The following is a 4596-nucleotide window of genomic DNA, read 5'->3' as shown; positions in this document are numbered from 1 at the left end:
CGCGACGCCGCCGGTGGCGGCGGCCAGCAGGGCGGCCAGGGCGACCTTCGCGCCGAGCAGGCTGGTGAGCAGCCGTCGCTCCGGACGGGACACGAGCACCGTCGCCGAGCCGGCACGCGCCAGGCGGAACGCCTGGAGGGCGGCTCCCTCGCCGGTCAGTTCGTGCGGGTGGGGGGCGGCGCGGACGGCGGCCAGGAGTCGGACGAGCACCTCCGGACCGCCCTGCGCGTCGGCGACAGGACCGACGAGCAGGCGCTCGACGGTCTCCTGGTCCATGCGGTGTGCGTTCATCTCGTGTCGATCAGCGCCACCGCCGCTCGTGACGTCACATCGGCGCGCGGCCCGCGACCCGATGTCGGGCAGTGAGGTCGGTCACTGCGCTTCAGCCCATCGTCTTCGCCCCGTCGATCGACTCGCGGAGGATGTCCGCGTGGCCGGCGTGCTGCGCGGTCTCCGCGATCAGGTGCAGCAGCACCCGGCGGACGGACCAGCTCGCCCCCGGCTCGAACCACGGGGCGACCGGCAGCGGGTGCGCCGCGTCCAGGTCGAGGGTGGCGATCAGCGCGTCGGTCGCCGCGGCCACCCGGTCGAACTCGGCGAGCAGCCCGGCGAGGCTCTCGCCCGGTGCCATCCGGAACTGGCCGACCCAGTCGATCGGCTCGCTCTCCATCGCCTCGGCGCCGCCCACGGCGAACCGCATCCACCGCTCCTCGGTGGTCGCCACGTGCTTGATCAGCCCGCCGAGGCAGAGCTCGCTGACCGTGCTCCGGGTGGCGGCCTGCTCGTCGGTCAGGCCCTGCACGGTCTGCCGGAGGAAGCCACGGTGCCGGCGCAGCGAGGCGAGCAGGTCCGCCTGCTCGCCGGTGCGGATCTGGTCGGAAACACTCATGCCGCCTGCCTTTCCCTTGAGGATCGAGGACACCGTACGTCCGGCCACCGACACTTCATGCCGGCCACGCCCCACCGTCCTCCGGTTGCCGATTCGTCCGGATCGCGGTGCACTGAATTACATGGGTGTCATCAAGGTGGGCACGTCCTCCTGGGCCGATCAGCTGCTGGTCCGCTCCGGCTGGTATCCCCGCGCCGTCAACACCCCCGCCGGCCGGCTCGGCTTCTACGCGGAGCGGTTCGGCCTGGTCGAGGTGGACACGTCGTACTACGCGGTCCCGCTGCCGGAGACCGTCGAGGGCTGGGTGGCGGCCCCCCCGCCCGGGTTCACCTTCGACGTCAAGGCGTTCCGCCTGTTCACCGGCCACCACACGCCGGTCGCCGCGCTGCCCCGGGAGTTGCGGCCGGCGGGCGGCGCGAGCCGGATCCGCTGGCGCGACCTCCCCGCCGGGGCGTACGACGAGCTCTGGGACCGGTTCCACGCGGCGCTGGCGCCGCTCGCGGCGGCCGACCGGCTCGGCGCGGTGCTGCTCCAGTTCCCGCCCTGGCTGGCCCGCGGCGACGCGGCCAAGCAGCGGATCCTCGCCGCGGCCCGGCGGTGCCGGCCCTTCCGGGTGGCCGTCGAGCTGCGGCACTCCTCCTGGTTCCTCGACGACGCGGTGGTCGACACGGTGACGTTCCTGCGCGAGCACGGCCTCGGGTACGTCTGCGTGGACATGCCGCAGGGGCATGTCTCGTCGGTGCCACCGATCCTCGTCGCCACCACGGACCTCGCGGTGGTCCGGTTCCACGGACACAGCGCGGCCTGGGAGAGCGGCGACAAGCAGGAGAAGTTCCGGTACGCGTACGGCGCGGAGGAGTTGCGCCGCTGGTCCGAGCTGCTGCACGAGCTGGCCGACCAGTGCGCCGAGCTGCACGTGCTGATGAACAACTGCTGCGACGACCAGGCTCCCCGCGACGCCGCCCGGCTCGCCGAACTGCTCGGCGTCGCGCCTGCCGGCCAGCCGGCCGCCGCCGGCTCCTGACCCGGCCGGCGGGTTTCCCCCGGGCCTCGCCGGGTACCGGCGGTGCCGAGGAGCGAGGCGAGGAGGCGGGAGTGGACGAGCGGCGGGACGAGCCGGTGACCCGGGGGGACGACCGGGATCCCCGGGCCACCCGGGAGGCCGAGGAGGCGCACGGCGGCAGCATGGCGCCGGGCCTGGTGGACGACACCGGCCACCCGGTGACCGAGGCGCCGGAGGCGCGGAACGAGCCGCCCGCGATGGGCGCGCCGGGGGAGGACGGCACCGGCTCCTGACCGGTGCCGCCCGGGTCCCTCCGGCAGGACCCGGCGGGCATCAGCCGCGGCGGCGGAACCCCTCCGGATGCATGCCAGTGGCCTCCTCCAGCGCGTTGTCCGGCAGGTCCTCGCCAGCCCTGTCGTCCGGGAAGGTACGGCCGGACGGCGCCGGGTCCGGCGGCGCGCCCGGCCCCGCTTCGGGATAGCGGGTGGGCTCCACGGAGCCGAACCCGTGCCGACCGGCCTTCGGGCCGTCCGGCGCGGCGCCCGCCGCGCGGCGCTCCCCGCGCCGTCCCTCCGGGACCGCGGTCTCCTCGCTGCCCTCGTCCATCGGGTCGTCCTCGCCCGCGCCCCACGGCGGATCCGCGGCGAAGCCGTCGCTGGTGCCCCATGGCGCGGCCGACTCCGGTCCCTCGCCCGTACCTGCTCGGTCCTTGCTGGTCATGACCACCTCACCTGGCTGCGTTCCCGTGCCGCTGAATGCCCGGCGACCAGCCGGTCAGGCCGTGCGCCGGATTCGGTCCCGGCACGTCGCGTGGCCGGCGATCCACCCCGATGTGAATCGCCGGCCACGCGACGGGTCACCGGCCCGCCATCATCAGGCGTCGCTTGGCCACGCCCATCGCGGCCATCCCGCCCATCGCCTTCGGCCCCGGCGAGACCGCGGCGGCGACCTTCCCGAGCGCCATCGGCGTGGACACCAGCCCACCCGCCCGCCCGAGCAGGCCCCGGAACACCTGGCCCGGCCTCTGCTGCTCGCTCATGTACGCGGTCACCACCACCAGCGCGCCGGTCAGCGCCGGGATCGCCCACTGGAGCAGCTTCATCTGCCGCTGACTGGCGGCGACGTTCGCCGGGGTCTGGTAGTTCGGTTCGGTGGCCCCCTCGACGGGCGGGCCGCCCGCCCGCTCGAGCTTCATGCCGACCAGCCGGCTGTAGCCGGTGACCGCCAGCGCGCCCACGGTCAGCGCGGTCTTCACCGCGCTCATCCGGGCCACCCCCGACTGGGCGGCGACCCGCGGGCTCTCGGTGACCAGCTCGCCGACCGCGCCGGCCAGGTGGGCGCCGATCGCCGCCGCATTGACCGGGGTCCACCGTGCCCAGCCCGCCGACGCCACCGGCAGCCGTTTCGTGGAGTCGTCGAGCTGTGCCGCCGCCCCGTTGACGCCGAGCGCACCCATCAGTGAGCCGCCGAACCAGGCCGCCAGGCCCAGATCGTGCATGGAGCGCAACGCCGTGTGCCGTTCGGACATCTGATCCCCCTCCGCCGTGTTCGGGCGGTGCCGCATACCCGCCCTGCGGCCGGCTACGCGCCCGAATTCGGGGGAGGGCTCAGCGGCGCGGCACGGCGGCGGCGAACGCGGCCACCCGGGCGGCGAGCGGGGTGGCGGCGCGTACCCAGGTGAAGTGGTCCAGCGGGGCGCCCGCCTCGGCGACGGTGTAGCGGTGCCGGGTCACCGGGGCGGCGGCCAGCTTGCCGCAGAGGTGGTCCAGCGTCTCGTGCGGGGTGTACTGGTCGTCGTCCACGCTCACCGCCAGCACCGGCGTGCGTACCTCGGCCACCGCCGCCTCGGCGTCGACCCCGTCCAGCGCCGGGAACCGGCCGGTCCGCGCGGTGTACGCCCAGTCCCGGATCACCCCGCGCGCCTGCCGGCCGCCGAAGCCCCAGCCGGGCCAGACGCCGAGCAGCCGGGCCACCGCGGCGATCCCCTGGGTGTACGGCAGCACGCCCCAGCCGCGCCGCCCCGGGTACCCGCGCCACCAGGGGATGCCGACCGCCACCAGGGCCAGCCCGTCCACCCGGTCGGCGTCGTGCAGGGCCTGGTGCAGCACGGCGACCTGCCCGCCGAGGGAGTGGCCGAGCAGCAGGCGGGTGCGCCCGTCCAGCCGCGGCTTGAGCGCGTCGAGCACCGCGCCGACGTCGCCGGCCAGCTCGGCGTAGCCGTAGCGGCAGGTACGGGCGGGGGCCGGGGTGCTCTCGCCGGTGCCGCGCAGGTCGGCCACGATCACGGCGAGGCCGGCGTCGCGCAGCGCGGCGGCCAGCGGCCGGTAGTAGCGCGCCCGTACGCCCATCGCCGGCCAGATCACCACCACCGGCGCACCGGGCGCGCCGGCCGGCTCCGGGTAGACCTGGACGCCGATCCGCGCCCCGTCGACGTCCACGAACTCCTGGGTGTACTCCGCGCTCACCGGCCCAGCGTACGGCGGAAGGCTACCGGCGGGTAGCAAAGGGGGTGGCTCAGCCGCGGGCGGGGACGGCGGCCGGCGCGGCCCGGCGGGGCCCGGCCGAACGGGGCGCGGGCGGGCGGCGGAGCGCGGCGGCCCGCTCCACCCGGTCCACCGCGGCCAGCACGGCGGGCACGTCCAGCTCGGCCAGGGCCGGGTGCAGCACGGTGCCCTCGCCGGCCGGCCGGGGGCCCACCCACAGC

Annotated in this window: 6 protein-coding genes and 2 pseudogenes; 2 read left to right on the top strand and 6 right to left on the bottom strand. The window is 76.1% G+C overall.

Going from position 1 to position 4596, the window contains the following annotated elements:
• Positions 1 to 291 (bottom strand): annotated as a pseudogene (locus tag ACWEVO_RS30740) (hypothetical protein); the annotation flags it as partial.
• 91 nt (positions 292 to 382) lie between these two features.
• The gene (locus ACWEVO_RS30735; protein WP_452310963.1) at positions 383 to 889 is read right to left on the bottom strand and encodes a DinB family protein; all 507 of its coding nucleotides are present in this window, start codon (positions 887 to 889) and stop codon (positions 383 to 385) included.
• A gap of 121 nt (positions 890 to 1010) precedes the next feature.
• Between ACWEVO_RS30735 and ACWEVO_RS30730 the strand changes: the two genes are divergently transcribed.
• Both ACWEVO_RS30730 and ACWEVO_RS30725 read left to right on the top strand, forming a co-directional pair.
• Positions 1011 to 1913 (top strand): DUF72 domain-containing protein, encoded by a 903-nt coding sequence (locus tag ACWEVO_RS30730; protein ID WP_452310962.1) that lies wholly within the window; start codon positions 1011 to 1013, stop codon positions 1911 to 1913.
• A gap of 71 nt (positions 1914 to 1984) precedes the next feature.
• Positions 1985 to 2185, top strand: a complete 201-nt coding sequence (locus ACWEVO_RS30725) for a GTPase activator (protein ID WP_452310961.1) — start codon at positions 1985 to 1987, stop codon at positions 2183 to 2185.
• Positions 2186 to 2225: 40 nt separating this feature from the next.
• Here ACWEVO_RS30725 and ACWEVO_RS30720 read toward each other — a convergent pair whose 3' ends face one another.
• The 4 genes and pseudogenes from ACWEVO_RS30720 to ACWEVO_RS30705 form a co-directional block, all read right to left on the bottom strand.
• A complete protein-coding gene (locus ACWEVO_RS30720; RefSeq protein WP_452310960.1) occupies positions 2226 to 2612 on the bottom strand; it encodes a hypothetical protein in 387 nt (128 codons plus the stop codon).
• Positions 2613 to 2748: 136 nt separating this feature from the next.
• Positions 2749 to 3420, bottom strand: a complete 672-nt coding sequence (locus ACWEVO_RS30715; RefSeq protein WP_452310959.1) for a hypothetical protein — start codon at positions 3418 to 3420, stop codon at positions 2749 to 2751.
• 79 nt (positions 3421 to 3499) lie between these two features.
• A complete protein-coding gene (locus ACWEVO_RS30710; protein WP_452310958.1) occupies positions 3500 to 4357 on the bottom strand; it encodes an alpha/beta hydrolase family protein in 858 nt (285 codons plus the stop codon).
• A gap of 49 nt (positions 4358 to 4406) precedes the next feature.
• Positions 4407 to 4596: pseudogene (locus tag ACWEVO_RS30705) on the bottom strand (hypothetical protein); the annotation flags it as partial.

The sequence above is a fragment of the Micromonospora sp. NPDC003776 genome (genome assembly GCF_053605645.1).
Note: the sequence above shows the minus strand (reverse complement) of the source record. Positions and strands in the feature narration are given on the sequence as shown.